Origin of the sequence: Acinetobacter sp. TWP2-2-3, assembly GCF_049896445.1 — a bacterium.
In the GTDB taxonomy this organism is placed as follows: domain Bacteria; phylum Pseudomonadota; class Gammaproteobacteria; order Pseudomonadales; family Moraxellaceae; genus Acinetobacter.
The window spans coordinates 14,051-30,642 of the sequence record NZ_JAFCUI010000009.1 but is presented as its reverse complement, the minus strand read 5'-3'; the positions used below and the strand labels follow the sequence as shown (position 1 = coordinate 30,642).

General features: G+C 43.5%; 18 protein-coding genes and 1 pseudogene. 3 read left to right on the top strand and 16 right to left on the bottom strand.

Translation table 11 applies throughout. From position 1 onward, the window contains the following. Positions 1 to 24 precede the first annotated feature (24 nt). Positions 25 to 960 carry a tRNA-dihydrouridine synthase gene (locus ACP7AK_RS12125; RefSeq protein WP_005251039.1) on the top strand — a complete coding sequence of 312 codons (936 nt, stop codon included), beginning with the start codon at positions 25 to 27 and terminating at the stop codon, positions 958 to 960. A 54-nt stretch (positions 961 to 1,014) separates the two neighbouring features. Here the strand turns inward: ACP7AK_RS12125 and ACP7AK_RS12120 are convergent, their stop codons facing one another. The 4 genes from ACP7AK_RS12120 to rpe form a co-directional block, all read right to left on the bottom strand. Then, positions 1,015 to 1,677, bottom strand: a complete 663-nt coding sequence (locus ACP7AK_RS12120; RefSeq protein ID WP_164542799.1) for a nuclease-related domain-containing protein — start codon at positions 1,675 to 1,677, stop codon at positions 1,015 to 1,017. A 34-nt stretch (positions 1,678 to 1,711) separates the two neighbouring features. Continuing rightward, on the bottom strand, positions 1,712 to 2,194 hold the full coding sequence (locus tag ACP7AK_RS12115) for a methylated-DNA--[protein]-cysteine S-methyltransferase (protein WP_005247169.1): 483 nt from the start codon (positions 2,192 to 2,194) through the stop codon (positions 1,712 to 1,714). A gap of 73 nt (positions 2,195 to 2,267) precedes the next feature. After that, entirely contained in the window at positions 2,268 to 2,585 is a 318-nt protein-coding gene (locus tag ACP7AK_RS12110; protein ID WP_004279177.1) for a DMT family transporter, read from the bottom strand. A gap of 628 nt (positions 2,586 to 3,213) precedes the next feature. Then, positions 3,214 to 3,900, bottom strand: coding sequence for a ribulose-phosphate 3-epimerase (rpe, locus tag ACP7AK_RS12105; protein WP_004279174.1), 687 nt, complete (start codon positions 3,898 to 3,900; stop codon positions 3,214 to 3,216). Positions 3,901 to 4,068: 168 nt separating this feature from the next. Here rpe and ACP7AK_RS12100 point away from each other — a divergent pair, with 168 nt between their 5' ends. After that, positions 4,069 to 4,347: a DUF2218 domain-containing protein gene (locus ACP7AK_RS12100; RefSeq protein ID WP_425879986.1), complete on the top strand. Its 279-nt coding sequence runs from the start codon at positions 4,069 to 4,071 to the stop codon at positions 4,345 to 4,347. 44 nt (positions 4,348 to 4,391) lie between these two features. On the opposite strand, the gene ACP7AK_RS12095 is transcribed toward ACP7AK_RS12100, so the two are convergent. The 10 genes and pseudogenes from ACP7AK_RS12095 to ACP7AK_RS12050 form a co-directional block, all read right to left on the bottom strand. Beyond that, positions 4,392 to 5,204: a M48 family metallopeptidase gene (locus ACP7AK_RS12095; protein WP_425879985.1), complete on the bottom strand. Its 813-nt coding sequence runs from the start codon at positions 5,202 to 5,204 to the stop codon at positions 4,392 to 4,394. 11 nt (positions 5,205 to 5,215) lie between these two features. After that, positions 5,216 to 5,530, bottom strand: a complete 315-nt coding sequence (locus tag ACP7AK_RS12090; protein WP_425879984.1) for a hypothetical protein — start codon at positions 5,528 to 5,530, stop codon at positions 5,216 to 5,218. 11 nt (positions 5,531 to 5,541) lie between these two features. After that, a pseudogene (locus ACP7AK_RS12085) lies at positions 5,542 to 6,635 on the bottom strand (YjgN family protein). Positions 6,636 to 6,755: 120 nt separating this feature from the next. Further along, on the bottom strand, positions 6,756 to 7,592 hold the full coding sequence (gene fghA / locus ACP7AK_RS12080) for an S-formylglutathione hydrolase (protein ID WP_425879983.1): 837 nt from the start codon (positions 7,590 to 7,592) through the stop codon (positions 6,756 to 6,758). 43 nt (positions 7,593 to 7,635) lie between these two features. After that, positions 7,636 to 9,018, bottom strand: coding sequence for a C13 family peptidase (locus tag ACP7AK_RS12075; RefSeq protein WP_004279169.1), 1,383 nt, complete (start codon positions 9,016 to 9,018; stop codon positions 7,636 to 7,638). A 120-nt stretch (positions 9,019 to 9,138) separates the two neighbouring features. After that, the gene (locus ACP7AK_RS12070; RefSeq protein ID WP_425879982.1) at positions 9,139 to 9,960 is read right to left on the bottom strand and encodes a class I SAM-dependent methyltransferase; all 822 of its coding nucleotides are present in this window, start codon (positions 9,958 to 9,960) and stop codon (positions 9,139 to 9,141) included. Further along, complete coding sequence (locus ACP7AK_RS12065) at positions 9,954 to 10,778, bottom strand: undecaprenyl-diphosphate phosphatase (protein WP_004279167.1); 825 nt, start codon at positions 10,776 to 10,778, stop codon at positions 9,954 to 9,956. The genes ACP7AK_RS12070 and ACP7AK_RS12065 overlap by 7 nt, the downstream gene beginning before the upstream one ends. A 16-nt stretch (positions 10,779 to 10,794) precedes the next feature. Further along, on the bottom strand, positions 10,795 to 11,460 hold the full coding sequence (gene tsaB, locus ACP7AK_RS12060) for a tRNA (adenosine(37)-N6)-threonylcarbamoyltransferase complex dimerization subunit type 1 TsaB (RefSeq protein ID WP_374952227.1): 666 nt from the start codon (positions 11,458 to 11,460) through the stop codon (positions 10,795 to 10,797). Between the two features lie 136 nt (positions 11,461 to 11,596). Further along, on the bottom strand, positions 11,597 to 12,124 hold the full coding sequence (locus tag ACP7AK_RS12055) for a gamma carbonic anhydrase family protein (RefSeq protein WP_374952841.1): 528 nt from the start codon (positions 12,122 to 12,124) through the stop codon (positions 11,597 to 11,599). Between the two features lie 24 nt (positions 12,125 to 12,148). Further along, a complete protein-coding gene (locus ACP7AK_RS12050; protein ID WP_004279164.1) occupies positions 12,149 to 12,757 on the bottom strand; it encodes an NUDIX hydrolase in 609 nt (202 codons plus the stop codon). 123 nt (positions 12,758 to 12,880) lie between these two features. Here ACP7AK_RS12050 and ACP7AK_RS12045 point away from each other — a divergent pair, with 123 nt between their 5' ends. Beyond that, the gene (locus ACP7AK_RS12045; protein WP_161785319.1) at positions 12,881 to 13,429 is read left to right on the top strand and encodes an NUDIX hydrolase; all 549 of its coding nucleotides are present in this window, start codon (positions 12,881 to 12,883) and stop codon (positions 13,427 to 13,429) included. Positions 13,430 to 13,488: 59 nt separating this feature from the next. Here the strand turns inward: ACP7AK_RS12045 and ACP7AK_RS12040 are convergent, their stop codons facing one another. After that, entirely contained in the window at positions 13,489 to 15,420 is a 1,932-nt protein-coding gene (locus tag ACP7AK_RS12040) for a hypothetical protein (protein WP_425879981.1), read from the bottom strand. A 21-nt stretch (positions 15,421 to 15,441) separates the two neighbouring features. Next, a complete protein-coding gene (gene filE / locus ACP7AK_RS12035; RefSeq protein ID WP_425879980.1) occupies positions 15,442 to 16,590 on the bottom strand; it encodes a putative pilus assembly protein FilE in 1,149 nt (382 codons plus the stop codon). Positions 16,591 to 16,592: the final 2 nt, after the last annotated feature.

Genomic DNA, 16,592 nt, shown 5'->3' with positions numbered 1-16,592 from the left:
TTTTAAATTTACAGGTGTGCACCGTTGAAACTTGTGCTTGCTCCCATGGAAGGCTTAACCGATCCGATTATGCGTGATGTGCTGACATCCGTAGGTAGCTTTGACTGGTGTGTGACCGAGTTTATCCGTGTCACCGATTCCCTTCTGCCCGATCATATTTATCATACTTACTGCCCGGAACTGTTGAATGATGGCAAGACGGCGGCAGGTACACCGGTACATGTCCAATTCTTAGGAAATAATCCGGAGATGCTAGCAGCGAATGCCGCCAAAGTGGCAGCCATGGGCGCACCGGCAATTGACATGAATTTTGGCTGTCCGGCCAAAACCGTGAACCGTCATCGTGGTGGTTCAGTCCTGCTCGATGAACCCGAAGTCGTGCATGAGCTGGTTAAAGCCGTGCGTGATGCAGTGCCTGCGCATATTCCGGTTTCCGCCAAAATGCGTCTGGGTTATATGGACCGTAATTTCATGCTGGAAAATGCCCATGCCATTGAAGATGCAGGAGCAGCATGGGTTACCGTGCATGCGCGCACCAAAGCCGATGGCTATACTCCGCCCGCATTCTGGGACCAGCTACAACCGATTCGTGAGACACTTAAGATCAATGTGATCGCCAATGGTGAAATCTGGAACAATGCCGATGCCAAACAGTGCCGTCTGGAATCCGGTTGCGAAGATCTGATGATTGGCCGTGGTGCAGTGACTACACCCGACCTGACCCAATGTATCCGTCAAAACTCGGATGCACCTTTGATGAACTGGAATGAACTACTGCAACTACAAATTCGTTTTATCAACGGCCCAGCCAAAACTGAGATCGGGATGGTCGGCCGTTACAAGCAATGGCTGGGCATGATGTCGAAACATTATCCTGAAGCCAAAGCCTTATGGGACGAAGTGAAACGGATTAAAGTTCTGGCCGAGATTACCGAAAAACTGAAAGCTTCAAATATTTAAAACCAAAAAGCCTTTGAATGATTCACAGGCTTTTTTTATGAGTCCGTAAAAAACTTATGACTGCTTATGCTGCTTTAAATTTTCTACGTGTTCCCGATTAGTTTTCCAGGATTTTTCTAAAACTTCTTTTTCTAACCGCAGTTGTATCCGTTTTAATTTCGTTTCAGAAATCATCTGCTGATCAAAACTTTTCACATAGTCGATCCAGCCTGCACCCCGAAATACATGATTTGGCATCGGTGTTTTAAACACAGCATCCGGCATAAATACAATCACAGAATGCAAAAGGTCTGGTTCCACAATATCTGCCAGTAGCTGCTCCAATACTTTGATGTGCTTATAGTTCTGATGAATCGGATTCTGAAATTTATAACTGTTTTTATAGATTTTCTGGGTCCAGGTTTTTTGTCGCTCGTTTCCAAATATCCAGCCTTTATAGTTTTTAGTCTCAATCACAAATATTCCGTAAGGACTTAATAACAGATGATCGATCTGCGTGGTCGCGCCTGTCCCGTCTGGAAGAGTCAAATCATTGAGCAGAATATATTGAAGATCTTTTAAATACAGTTTGACATGGGCAGCAACCGCAAATTCTCCTAATTTCCCTTTTAAAAATGGCTTGAATAATTTAAAAATCATCACGCCAAAGAAAAGCAGAAGAATCCACCCTAAGCTGGACCAAAATGGACTTAATAGCTGTATGGTAGAATGTTCCATATTCTAATTTTCATTTGTTTTAAGTGTTTAAATATTAATGCGTTCGCTCAATATTTAACAGGATTTCTTTTTTATCCAAACCACCGGCAAATCCTACCAGCTTGCCACTGCGACCAATCACCCGATGACAGGGTGCAATAATCGAAATCGGGTTTTTGCCATTGGCTGCACCCACGGCGCGTACTGCCTTGATATTACCCACCTGTTCAGCAATGTCACGATAGCTTCGGGTCTGTCCGTAGGGAATATTCAGTAGCGCCTGCCAAACTTTTTTCTGAAAATCAGTACCGGCAAAGTCCAAAGGCAGGTCAAAAACATTGCGCTGACCGGCAAAATATTCTTGGAGCTGGCGTCTGGTTTCAATCAAGACCGGATGTCGCGGATCTTCAACCAAGGTCGCCAGTTTCACCCGATTCGGCTGTTCACAATCCCAAAGCACGGCTACCAGCGCGGTTTCATTCGCGACCAGCTGTAGCTGACCTACAGGCGAGTCCATATAAAGATAACTTAAGTTCATGATGGTGCCCTGTCCCAATCACTGGAGTTCATTTTCTATATTAACCCAGTTCACCGAGACAGACAGAAACAAATTATGAAGAGGATACTTTCATCAGTACCAGACCGGAAATGATGAGTACGGCAGCCAGCATACGCAATGCTGTAGCAGGTTCACCCAGAACCCAAATACCGATGAGAAATGAACCCACTGCACCAATCCCGGTCCAGATCGTATAGGCTGTACCTAGCGGCAAAGTACGCATCGCATAAGCCAGCAAAGCAAAACTCAGTACCATGAAAACAATAGTAATGATACTGGGGGTTAAACGAGTAAATCCTTCGGACAGCTTCATCGAATATGCCCACACGATTTCAAAAATACCCGCAAGAATAAGTACGATCCAGGCCATGCAGCCCTCCTCTTTTTATATAAGAATCAGGCCATCCTGACGATTTTTCCTGTAAATTCCGACACGCAATTCACAAGGGAGGTCGTTCCTCCTAGGTGTAAAAATTTTATAAAACCACATTGCAGTAATCTGGCTATTTTTACAAAAAATGACTTATCGAGATACAACTTAACTTTGCCTTACTCAAATCTCCACGACATTCATGGCTACTCTGGTTATGGTAGATGTTGAAAATGCCAAGTCAGAAATAGTTCTAATAATCGGGCAATTCATTCACAACAATTACATGAGAATGGACTCAGAATATTAAGTTATACACATCAATTAAATTTAAACTTTGTCTGGAGAAATTACATAATGAAACACAAATATACGACACATTGATCACTTTTTGCCTGGTTCCATTATCAACCTATGGTGAATAAACAACCACCGAACACAAGGGTTATAAACAATAAAAAAGAACCCAATTTGAGTTCTTTTTATACAAATTTTGTCTAAATCGCAATCAATCAAGCTACAAACGATTACATTTTATGCAACATATCCATATGGTTATCAACATAGATATCTACACACTTATCCATAAAGTTATCCACATATTTATGCACTTATGAGTTTTTAACGATTAGAGTTGAACCTGCCCTACTCTCGCTAATTCCGCACGCATTTCATCAATCACAGCTTTATAATCCGGCTTACCAAAAATAGCTGAACCCGCCACAAACATATCGGCACCCGCTTCGGCAATTTCACGAATATTGCTTGGCGTAACGCCGCCATCAACTTCCAAACGAATATCACGACCTGAAGCATCAATCAGTTTGCGTGCCTGACGCAATTTATCCAAAGTCATTGGAATAAATTTCTGTCCGCCAAAGCCCGGGTTCACGCTCATGAGCAGGATTTGATCGACTTTATCCAGCACATAATCCAAGTAATGCAATGGTGTTGCCGGATTAAATACCAGCCCCGCTTTTGCACCACCTGATTTGATCAACTGTAAAGAACGGTCAATATGATCAGAAGCTTCTGGATGAAAAGTAATGATATCAGCACCCGCTTCAAGGAAATCCCCGATCATGCGATCCACAGGTTTGACCATCAAATGCACATCAATTGGCGCCTTGATCCCATAATTTTTTAAGGCCTTGCAAACACCTGCACCAAAAGTCAGGTTCGGTACATAATGGTTGTCCATGACATCAAAATGGACAACGTCTGCACCTGCTTCCAACACGTTCTCGACTTCTTCACCTAAACGGGCAAAGTCAGCAGATAAAATAGAAGGGGCAATTAAATAAGGCTTGGACATGGGAGAACCTGGCTTGTTGAAATTGGATTTTTCCTATTATATCAAATCCGCTCCGGCTACTGTGATTCGATGTTGCAAGATTAAAACGCTGTGTAACGCTTTGAGGGTTATGACAGCATCACCGCTTGGTTTAAAGTGCAGGATAATGATGAATAGTGTAGAAAACTGATGAAAAGTATTGCCCATATCCAGACGCATCAAGCTTCACGAATTGCCAAACGCCTGGCCAATCACTGGACACATAAATTTAATATTGATGAAACCGAACAAAATTTCCTGATTCATTTTCCAGGTGCAGAAGTAAGTCTGACACCCGAGGCAGATCATATTACCGTAACGATTCAAAGTAATGATGAATCCACTGACCTGAATAAACTTGAAAATGTAGTACTGGATCATCTGATCCGTATGGGACAGGAAAATCTGACTGCTAACTGGCAAAGATAGGGACTAAAAAGCCTTGATAATCAAAGCATAGTAATGATCAGAAACTAGATACGATGATTCGCCTGTTCATTAAAGGCATGAATACGCTCAATTCTTTTATCCAGTTCGGGGTGAGATTTCAGATATTTTTTAAACTTCCCGATCAGGCGAATCCATTTCAGTTCGGTTTCTGTCAGGTGTCGGTCTTTTCCATCGATATTGAGAGTGAAATTTTTCATTTTTATGGTTTGCGATTCCTCTGCCAGTATTCTGGCATTTTCCACCCGCTGCAAAAAGTTAGACAAGTGAATACTGGAAATCTGCTGTTGATGCAAATGCTGCATGGCATAGTCATCGGCATCCAGTTCAATCGCTTGTGAGTATCCAGCATCAGTCAACACGACTACAGAGGCTGTGACCACATCACTTAAATCTCCGGTCACCAAGGCAAACAGTCCCGCCGCCCCCAGATTGGAAATCACTTTTTGCATGCTGTGCTTCTGTACCAGATGGCCTTGTTCATGGGCCAGTACGGCAAGGACTTCCTCATCGGTGCCGCTGATTTTCACCAGTTCATCGGTCACAATAATGGTGTTATTCGGGATGGCTGCGGCATTCATGCCCATGCTTGATCCACCTTGACGGAAAATAATTTTTGCAGGTTTTCCTACAGCAATCTTTTGTTCATACAAAGTTTTTAATCGCATCTGCTGTTCTTCCGGTAGTGTACTTGGTTGGGTCTGGGCAATTAACTGCTGCTCTGTCCGGTTGCCTACTTCAACCAGAGTCTGCTCCGGAAGGAGTTTTGCCAGCTGTTTGGCGCTATAAGGAATCCCCCATTTTAAAATCATAATCACTGCACTAATCACGATGATCATGGAAAAGAAAATCAGGATTGGTAACGTTCAAATTTCCAGATCGCATGATAAATATCTTTATGTTTAATCCCGAGCCAATGCGGCGCTTTGCTTAAAAACTCAATCCGACGTTCTTCAGATAGCTCAATAATCGGTTTACGACCACCGACACCCCCAATGTAGGCCATGTCCGGATAAGCAAAATAAAAATCTGCATCGCTAACTTGTGCTGGAACATCCTCATCAAGTTTCAGGGCAATCCCTTGTTGCTGATCCGGTACAATCCAGGCACGGCGGGCTTCAGCGAGAATTCCGTCATAAAACTTAACTTCGACAGGTCGTTTCATCACATTTACTCCTATAGCGATGCATCGAAATCAAATACGTCCAGGATTTCATCAGCCAAAGCACTCGGGTCAGGTTGCAAGATATGCTCAAGATTAGCTTCATCTTCTGCTACATAGAGTTCCAGATGGTTCAACTGATATTCATATAAACGGATGGCAGCCCAAGGCGTCATTAAGCCCAGACTAAGAACACGTACCATCCAGTTGCTCAGCACAATCCAGCTATAACGCCAGGTGCTTACCCGTGTTTTGAAGTAACTTTGACCAAGCTCCACATGATTCCATGTAATGATATATAAACGTGCAGAAATGACCGGCCAGACCAGCGCCAGGCAAAGCAGATAGCTAAGCAGTAAACCCAGACTAAACAAATTGGTCCCTATCCGGTCTACCCAGTACACCACTGCTGCAAGCCAATACCAACCAGCAGGCAAAGACTCAAGGGCAGATAAACGGCAGACATAAACTTGGACCAGTTAATATTCAGCTTGAATTGCAGCTGACCAATCGATAAATGATTAAAGCAATAGCGTTTGTAGAGCCAGATCATCACCGGACTAAACAGCAGCAAAGTAAAGATATTGATCAGGATGGCCAGAAATAAGACCCTGTAAGCCTCGCGGTTGCTGCCATTAAAATAAAAGCGCACATTGCCATATTTGCTATTTCGGGCCTTGAATTTCAGGGTCATCCGAATGAGCCAGGGCAAACACAGCGCAGCGACCATCAATAAAGAGCTGGTAGCAAGGATTGAATAGTTGGTCAGTACGACGGTAACCAGATATAGTTCCAGTGCAAACAGACGACCCAGCAGGATCCGGCTCGGCATGGCCACAAAGTCGAAGCGATGTTTTAAAAATTGGGTATTGCCGTAGAAATAACGCATACGGCGTGCTTTGGCCCAAGGGCTGTACAAGGTCAATGTCACTATAGTCAGCATCAGATTCACCATCCAGATACCAAAATATTCGGATGCACTGCCATGAAATCTGAATCCATAACGCTGGTATTTCGGTCTGACCGAAGGCGTGACTTCAGTCGAAAAACTTGAAGCAGCTGGAAATAATGGCTCACTGACACGAATACCGTCTGCTGTCTGCTGCATGACGACCCCAATTTTTTATACTTTTATACATCTGATATTAAAAGAAAAACCCCCAGAATGTAAAAACATTTTGGAGGTTTTTTAATCTTCTTAAATCTGCTGTATAAGTGCAGTCTTGCTTTAAGGATTTAACTGCACGGCATGGAATTGTAAATGATCATCTATGAAACTTTGAATAAAGTAATAGCCATGATCATAGCCCTGATGTTCACGCAAAGTGAGCGGCTGGTTCACGGTATCACAAGCTTGCTGAAACAGGGCTGGATTGAGCTGGTTATAGAACTGGTCTGAAAAACCCTGATCAATCAGGATATCGCCAAACAATGCCCCCTTTTCCTGAACCAAAGCGGTCGCATCATGTTTCAGCCATTCTTTTTTTTCAGTACCTAGATAATTTGAGAATGCTTTGTCTCCCCAAGGACACTGGCTCGGGGCACAAATCGGTGCAAAGGCTGAAACAGATTTGAATTTTTCTGGATATTTAAATGCCAGGGTCAATGCGCCATGACCACCCATACTGTGGCCGAAGATACCGATCTTGCCGGGATGGATCACGAATTCCTCAGTGACCAATGCATAAAGCTCATCGACAATGAAGCTTTCCATCTGATAGTGTTCAGCCCACGGTGCCTGAGTGGCATTAATATAAAAACCCGCACCCTGACCAATATCCCAGTTGTCGCCTTCTGCCACACCTTCGCCACGTGGCGAAGTATCCGGTGTTATCAGAATCAAGCCAAGCTGTGCCGCCAAACGCTGTGCATGCGCCTTGATGGCAAAAGTTTCTTCGGTACAGGTCAAACCCGCCAGATAGAATAATGCAGGACAGCTGTGACCTTCTAAAGCTTGAGGCGGCAGAAAAATGCCAAACTTGGTCGGGGTTTTAAGATAGCGCGAATCAAAACGATAAATCCGCTGTTCACCTTCAAAGCTTCTATTGTTCTGTATAAGTTCCATGGCTATTCCTTATTATTACAACCGGTCTGTGGATGACATTGATCTAGGGAGATGATGTCGCCGTAGTGGTCTGTGGAAATAAACGTTGCTCCAGTTGTGGCAACATCAATTCCATATTCTTACCGATGACCCATTGCGGTTCTGATGGCTCAAAACCTTGAGCTGATTCCCATTTTGCTACGGTATCTGTGGCCTGTGCGAAAGCGCTTTGCAAGCTGCTATTTTCACGCATGGCTTCATCAAAGAACGCACGACCAAAATAGGTATAATCCGCTTCATTCGAACAGCCAAAAGACTGCCGATCAGCTGCCGAAGCCGTAATCACCAAGGTATTGTCATTCTGTAAAGCAGAAGCAAAACTGCCTGAAAAACAGGCCGAGATTACGATCACGCGCCAACGTATGCCTGATGCATCTAGTGTTTCACGCAACCATTTTGGATCAACCTGCGCCAGATCCAGTGGGGCATTTTCCATTTCAAATACATTCGGCAAACCGTGAGAGGTCATATATAAAAATAATACGTCACTTTCACGGTTCATCTGCTGCCCCATACGGCGCAATGTCAGCTCCATACTGGTTTTGGAAGCAATCGGCATAGTGGTACGTGTCGCTGGGTGATTGACCAAGGCAATCGATCGGCCAAAAGTACCAAAACGGGTATCAAACTGCTCTTTAATCCGCTCAACTTCAGAATGGAATACATCCTGATAGCTCGCTCCAGCTACTCCCATGAAATACCAGTGTGACTGTGCAAATTCACCATACTCGATATTTTCCAGCGCTTTATTCAGCAAAGTTGGCTGGGCATAGAAAGCATCTTCGGCAAAACTCGGTGGAATTTCTTCGACTTTCCAGATCGGCTGATCTTTGACTGAAATCTGCCAAACTACTAGCGTAAACAAAGTCGCCAGCATAATCAGCGCACGTTCCCACCACGGCCATTTTAATTCATGTGAAATCACCCAGACCACTGCCAGACTTTGCCAGACAAACAGCATGACAAAGAGCGTTGGAATATAGTCGTAAAGGATATAAGGCAGATAATCCAGATCACCCAGATACTGAATCAGACACTGGAACAGCATGATATGGGTATCTAACACCAACCATAACAAGGCTGGCACCAGCATCAAGCGTGGATTATTGACCCGTTGCGACAGAAAAATACCGACAATCAGGGCAATGAAAGGCCAAAGCGCATAACTGATCAGGCCTTGAGAGTTAAAATCTCCCATACGGCCTGAACTGAGCCAGCTAAACAAACTGTTGGCGCAGCCCCCTAAGATCCCCCAGAACACCAGTTGCATGATGGATGGACGGACCAGTTGTAAAGAACGCCTCGACCCCAGAAATAACCACATCCCGGCAATTTGGTTGCTCTTAAAATCGTGCCAAAAATTAATGGAGGGTTTAAAGTCGATCATAGGATTTCAAGGAGATGAGTGGCTCGCTAATGTGCTGAATAAGTTTATGCTTGATAAGCATTTAATCAATGCTAATTTTAAATATATAACAAATCTTTGCTTAATAAAGAAGCCATTATCCTATTCAGCTACAAGTTCATGCTGAAAATACGCATCAAAGCGACAAGCATCGCCTTGCCATTGATGATTTGGCTCTTTTCCGGCCAGAAATACCGCCAGACGCGGACGTTTGACCACGACACGTTTGCCAATTTTCTGTGCCAGTTCCAGAAGATTATCGCCCAGATCCATTTCACCATCTTCAGGCAATAACATATGCAACAGCTGCATCTGTTTTTTGACCTGTGCCTGCTTCTTGACTGCCTGTTGATTTTGATCCCGCTGTGGGAACATTGGATCAAGATAAACCACATCGACAATGTGATGCTGCTGAGCCTGTTGCTGCAGATAATCGGCTGAATCAGAAAAGACCAAATGAATCCGCGATACGATCTGACTCAGGAATGTGTCCGCTTGTGCACGCATATGGGTATCTTCAAGCAAGGTGAATAGAACCGGATGCCGTTCAACCAAGGTCACTTGCGCACCTAAATGTGCCATCAACAGACTGTCATGTCCCAGACCCGCAGTCGCATCAACCAAGCTTGGTTTTTCACTTAAATTACAGGCGCGTGCAATCATTTCCGATTTCAAAGATGCGCGTTTTAAGCGTCCGGTTTCCGCTTGCCAGTCCGGTTGCATCTTCATGCCGTTGGCACATAACCAGAGTCCGTCAGCATCGGCACAAAGGGCCAGTTCAGGATTTAAACGGAAAAAACGTGCATTGAGTTTTTCAACAATTTCAATCTCGACCTGTACCCCACGAGAAGAAAGCACAGCCTCGAAGTGCTGTGCTTTCTCTTGATAGTCAGATTCGGCATATAAGCGAATCGCGCTTACCATAATTTCCAACCTGTATAGGCAAATAATAAAATCAGCAGACCCGAAGCAATACGATACCAGGCAAAGATCATAAAGTCGCGTTTAGCCACATAAGCGACCAGCGCACGGATTAATATCAATGCCGAGATAAAGGAAACCAGAAGCCCAACTCCGATCACGGTCCAGTCTTCAGTCGTATTTAACACATCATAGCTTTGATAAAGGTCCAGCAGGCCAGCGCCGATAATGACCGGAATACCCAAGAAAAATGAAAATTCAGTCGCTGCCTTACGGGACACACCCAAAAACATCGCGCCGATAATAGTTGCACCTGAACGGGAAGTTCCCGGTATCAAGGATAAAACCTGAATCAGGCCAATCCAGATCGCATCTCTAATGCTGAGTTCTTCAACTTCATGTACACGGACTTGTGGTGGATTCTTTTCAATCCAGATAATGATCAAACCGCCGACAATCAAACCAATGGCAATTGCAATATCATTAAATAGTAATTGTTTGACGGTTTGTCCCAGCGTCAGACCAATCAATATAATCGGAATAGAAGCCAGAATCAGGCCAATGCCTAAACGGCGACCTTGCGGTTCACCGCTGACAATCCCGGTCGCTGCCCCCCAAAGACGTGCCCAATATTCATAAATAACGGCAGCAATTGCCCCCATCTGGATCGCAATGACGAATACATCACTCTTTTCCTTGGTCCAGAAATTCATTAATTCTGATGCCAAAATCAAATGACCGGTACTGGAAATAGGCAAAAACTCGGTAATGCCTTCGATAATACCCATGATGGCCGCTTTGAGTAGCAGTAAAAGATCCATGCTTTATCCTAATTAATTATGCTTTGCCTTGTTCTGGAATTTTTTTCCACGCGTTATCGCGTAAATATACGGGTAATGCCAATTCTGCACTCACCCAGTTTTCTGCTTGTGCCGCTGCACGTGCAATGCTGGCGATATCCTGTGCGGTCGCATGCACATCTTTATAAATTGAAGTTTCGCTTTGTACCAGTTCAGCGCCTGAGCCCACCGGGGTAAAGCGTACAGCTTGGCTGCCTTCTGCATAACTTAACAGTTGCTCATCATCAACCGGTTGCATAATTCCTTGTGCATCCACTTGATAGCTCGAGATATAGACTTCGCTCATGCGGGCATCCAATACCGCAGACACTTCCTTGAGGCCGTGTAAACGATAGGCTGCCTGTGCCAAAGCCTGCAAAGTTGACACCGGAATCACCGGCACATCATTTGACCAGGCCAAGGCCTGAGTCACGGCAGCATTAATACGCACACCGCTAAAAGAACCCGGACCACGACTAAAGGCAATCGCAGTCAAATCAGCAATGGCCAGTCCAAGAGCTTGCAGACCTTGTTCAATCATCGGGAGAATCGTTTGCGTTTGTGCCTTGGCGCGCGCATCAAGCTGAAAAAATAGTTCTTGAGTATCATCGATTACAGAGACGGAACACTGCTCATTGGCAGTCTCCAATGCCAGCACTTTCATGCACAACCTTAATTCAGAGAATATAAAAAACGCGGATATGATACTCCACTCATATCCGCTACGCGAGATTTTCCCGAAACAGATACAAAAATGCCTAGAAAATCTAGGCTTATGATTCAATCAATAAAAGAGTGCCTTAGAGTTGCACTTCTTCCAAGTCCTGAAATTTCTGAAAATGCTCGGCATAATGCATGGCGCTCATTGTTAATTTTTGAATACTGTCATCATCCAGCGTTTTCACCACTTTACCGGGTGAGCCCATCACCACAGAATTGTCTGGAATGACCTTGCCTTCTGGAATCAAGGCATTGGCACCAATAATACAATTCTTGCCAATCACGGCATGGTTCAAAATGACAGCCTGAATCCCGATCAGGCTGTTATCTCCAATGGTACAGCCATGCAGCATAGCCTGATGCCCAATTGTCACATAATTGCCAATATTCATCTCGATACCGGCATCCGTATGCAGTACTGCATTTTCCTGCACATTGCTAAAGTCACCCAATTTAATTTTACTGTTATCTGCACGTACTACGGCACCGAACCAGATACTGACCTGCCGCCCAAGTTCAACTTTCCCAATCACTGTTGCCGTTGGTGCCACCCAGCCATCCCAGGGCTGATGTATAGCGGTGGGCATATGTCCTTGAAATTTGTACAACATTGATAAAATCCTATTCAATGGTTAAAAAAATTTGGAGCGTTTAAACGTTGGAGAATTAAGCAAGAATGGCCAGTCTTTTTTATAATCCAGCCCATATTGAAATAAAGAAATCAGCATACGTGCGGTCAATCCCCAGACCACTTCATTTTCTACCCGCATACTCGGAAAATATAAAGATTGCTGGGCAAAACGAACTTCATAAGGCGTGGGCGTCACTTCAAGCAAATGCTGCAATGAAGCAAAGAAAATCCGGTCAATTTCCGTCGGTTGTGGAATCAGCTTCACTTGCGGAGGAATCAGTCCCACAATCGGTTTGACCAGCATGCCATTGCGGGCTTTTTGCATGGGTAAATCACCCATTAAATGCACATCAAAAGGATTGAGTGCCGTTTCCTCATAGGCTTCCCTTAAAGCCACCACAATATTACTGGTATCTTGTGGATCGCGCTTGCCACCTGGAAATGAGACTTCTCCGGCATGATTATTCAAATAAGCTGAACGGCGCGTCAGCAATACTTTCGGGTCAGCTTCATCTGTAATTGCAATTAACACGGCAGCATGCGCAGATCGAATACGCTTGGAAAAACGTAAGCGTTGCTGCAACCTTTGTGTCAATTCACATGCATCCATTCTTTCAACTCTGACGATGATCATAATTTCATCATAGCTGATTTTAGTCGGGGCGGGAGAGAAATGATGCCAAATTTTAGTTTTTCAGTTATCCTGAGCATACTTTTATCATTGATGATGAATATGAACTTCTGTGTGAATTGTGGACATAAAACCACTGCTAAAATTCCTTTGGGCGATCAGCAAATTCGCAGCGTATGTGATTCATGCGGCTCTATTCATTACATTAATCCGAAAGTAATTTGTGGTGCTTTAGTCTTATTCGAAAACAAAGTACTGTTATGCCGTCGTGCCATTGAACCACGCTACGGCTTATGGACTTTACCTGCCGGCTATATGGAACTGTTTGAAACCATGGAGCAAGGGGCTGCACGGGAAACCCGTGAAGAAGCCGAAGCTGAAGTAGATATTGAACAGTTGTACTGTATGTATAACATTCCGCGTATTGGTCAGATTTATGTGCTATTTAAAGCCAATCTGATTGATGGAAAATTTGGTGCGGGTGAAGAGACCATCGAAACACGTTTATTTGATGAAGCAGATATTCCCTGGACCGAACTTGCCTTCCCGAGTGTAGAACATACTCTCAGACATTATTTTGAAGACCGTAAAAATAATATTTTTCCAATGCATCTGGAAACCTTAGGCACGCGTCTAGACCATACCGGTTAAATTTAACATCCATAAAAAAAACCCATACTAAGATGGGTTTTTTTTATTTTTAAAGAATATTATTTGGCTTTGACTTGATAGCAATCCGCAAGCTTAAACTCAACCGAACCACCGTTTAATTTTGCTAGGCTAATATCTGCCGGTGTTTCACCCTCATTGTTATTATTATAAACTTTTTGAAAACTGGCATAGGTATTGGCCCATTGTACTCCATCACCTGCCGAATTCAGGAAAGTTACACGCCCATTCTGGCCGACATTAGTATCTAACACATTAGACAAATTGAGCAGTGCACCACCGATCACAATCGAATCCCTAGAATCCGGTGAAGACTGGATGCGCGAGTCTACCCCTACCAATGCGCCATTAATATTACCAAACTTTTCATTGGCCAAAATCAGGCGCATGGAAACCGCTTTATCAGCGACAAATGCACGTCCCAAAGTCCCGAGGCGATATTGTTGTATGCCTTGATGATCTAAGAGCGTATCTGCCAACACATCACCTTGACAGCCATTCACCGGATCAGTCGCGAAATTACTAGAGGATTGCATATTGGTGCGTACATCACCATTACTGTCAATTACAATTCCTAAAGTAATTGGGCTGACAGTGGTATCTGTAAATTTAAATTCCAGATTGGCATACATTGGGAAAATGTATTTCTCCCCATCCGCGACGTTCTGCGCTGTTTTAAAGACCTGACGATCCAGATAACTAATTGGGAAAATCTTATATAGATCAACGCTTCCCGTATAGTTTTCACCATCAGCCTGCAAACGCCACAACCCCAAGTTGGCTTGATCGGAAGTATCCAGCGATTTTTTGTCAGTCACCACTTTATAGAAAGCTTCTTTACCCGCGATCACATAATCATTCAATAATCTGCCTTGATACAACTCAAGCGGAGTCACATTATTTGCGACATTCAGGCGGTAAGGCGTGTTAATGGCTTTACTGGTTGGATGAATCCATGAACTTTGTGGATCAGCGGTCATTTGTACCGGTTTCACCTTACGGATGAGTTGAGCATTAATCCCCCCTAAGGAAGATAAATTTTCTTTAGCCAGAGTTAACTCATTATCACGCCATTGTAAGCCGCTGCCAAAGGTATAGCCCTGGCGATTGGTAATCAGCATAAAATGGCCAAATAAATATTTAGTATTCTTATTCTTAATATCACAAGGGTTTTGATTACAGCCCACCAGTCCATCTGAACCCGTCAGGTTACTTCCAATCACGCCTGAAGTTGAGAATAATGAAAATTCTGGCTGATACACGGCTGCGTTGGCAATCGTCACCAGCTTTTTAACTGTGGCAAAAGCCACCTCATCCGAAATTGTGCTGATATCAACAAAATCTTTAATTTTGGTCGCCAAATCGGCATCCATCAAATTGATATTCTCACTGGTTTTCGCCAGGTCTTTACGCATCTCTTCAGTAATATACAAAGGTTGTACATCAGATGGATTAATAATACGCCCTTCTTCTAGCGCCAAAGCTTGCAGAATTTTAACCAGACGCATGGCCACCTGAACGGTAGGATCATTAGGCACCAAATCAGCTACCGGACGTCGAGTAATCCCAGTTGCAATATCGATTACACTTAAACGCGGCAGCTGGGTCTGGGCACTAAAACTAGCATAATCGCTGAGTTTAATTTGACCTAAATTAATCTTGCGCGAAGCAAAACTTTGAATATAAAACTCAATATTATCCGTCTTTTGACAGGTTCCAGAAGCAACCCCATTTTTACTGTCAAATAACGTAATAAAGGTATTTTCTGTATCGCTACTACAGTTAAAGTTCAAACCATCGAGCGGATATTCCAGCCCCCATTCCACACAGTTCGTTGTACCTGGGGTACAAGTACCATTGGTCGTGGCTTCATCGTTTTTTTCTGGAATGACATTGGCACTTTCCCCACCACACCCGCTCAGTGCCGTTAAAAGTGTGGTTAAAGCAAATGGAAATAATATTTTATTTTTCATCTTTTTATACTCGAATAGTCCTTATCGAATGGCGACTAATTTTAGTTGTCCATGATTTGTCAGCATCTTGTCTTCAACATCTATCGCGGAGGCCAAAGGCGTCAATAATACATATTCAGTTTGTGCAGGAATCTGGAGAACCCCTTCGATACGCTCATATTGAATAATATTCGCCTGTTCTTCCTGATTTTTATAACCGCCCGCTCCTTCAAGCACACAGCCACGACTGTCTAAAAATACAACAAAAGGCCAATAATACGTTGGATTTTTCTGGCTAGAGGCATAAGAGTTGATCTGAATATTCTGGATATCGGATTGAAGCTTTACCACTTCAAAATCAAATTCGTCTGCTTTAAGAGGCGCACGAGGCCAGAGGTTAACTGCTTTTTTAAAACTGATTTCTTTCGCTTTTTTAATTTTCTTATCATTAAAACACTGCTTGCCTAAGCTCTTGATGGTCTCCGACTGTGAAATACGATAATAACTTTGAGCCAGTACCACAGGACCAGAATCTACTTCTGGCGTTTGAAACAAGGATTTTAATACGGATTGTCCCACCCCTTTTTCACGTTCAATTATCTGGATCCGGGTAGTTCCGATATTTTTATCTACTACTCCTTCGGGCATGCTATAGAAACGTTTTTTGCCTTCCAAATTAAATTCTTTATTTTCCAGATACTCACTATCCACATATTCAATGCCTTCAACCTGGCTAAATCCCGGTTTTTGTATGTTAGCAACAGAAGATCCTGTTCCAGCATCAGAAATTTGAGGAGCTTTAGATCCAGGTATTAATCGTGGTGTAGACTCAATCTGTGCTTGTGCAATATGCGGTTGTACTGGTTGTACTGGTTGTACTGGTTGTACTGGTTGTACTGGTTGTACAACCATATTATGGCCATGCTTAGATTTAACTTGTCCATTTTCTACGACGGGTACTTTTTCTAAGTTTTGCTTCACAGGTATGGACTGAACTATTGCAGCTTCTACTTTTTTCAACAATCGAGATTTGTCTTCAGTTTTTTTCTCTACATTATTACGTGGTACGACTAATGGTCGGCCATCTGGACCAATAATCGTAATAAATTCTTTAGCGCTTGTATAAAAAGACAAGGGTACCAGACTTAATGCCAGTACCGTTGTCAATCCCACTTTCCCTGTCTTGATCATTT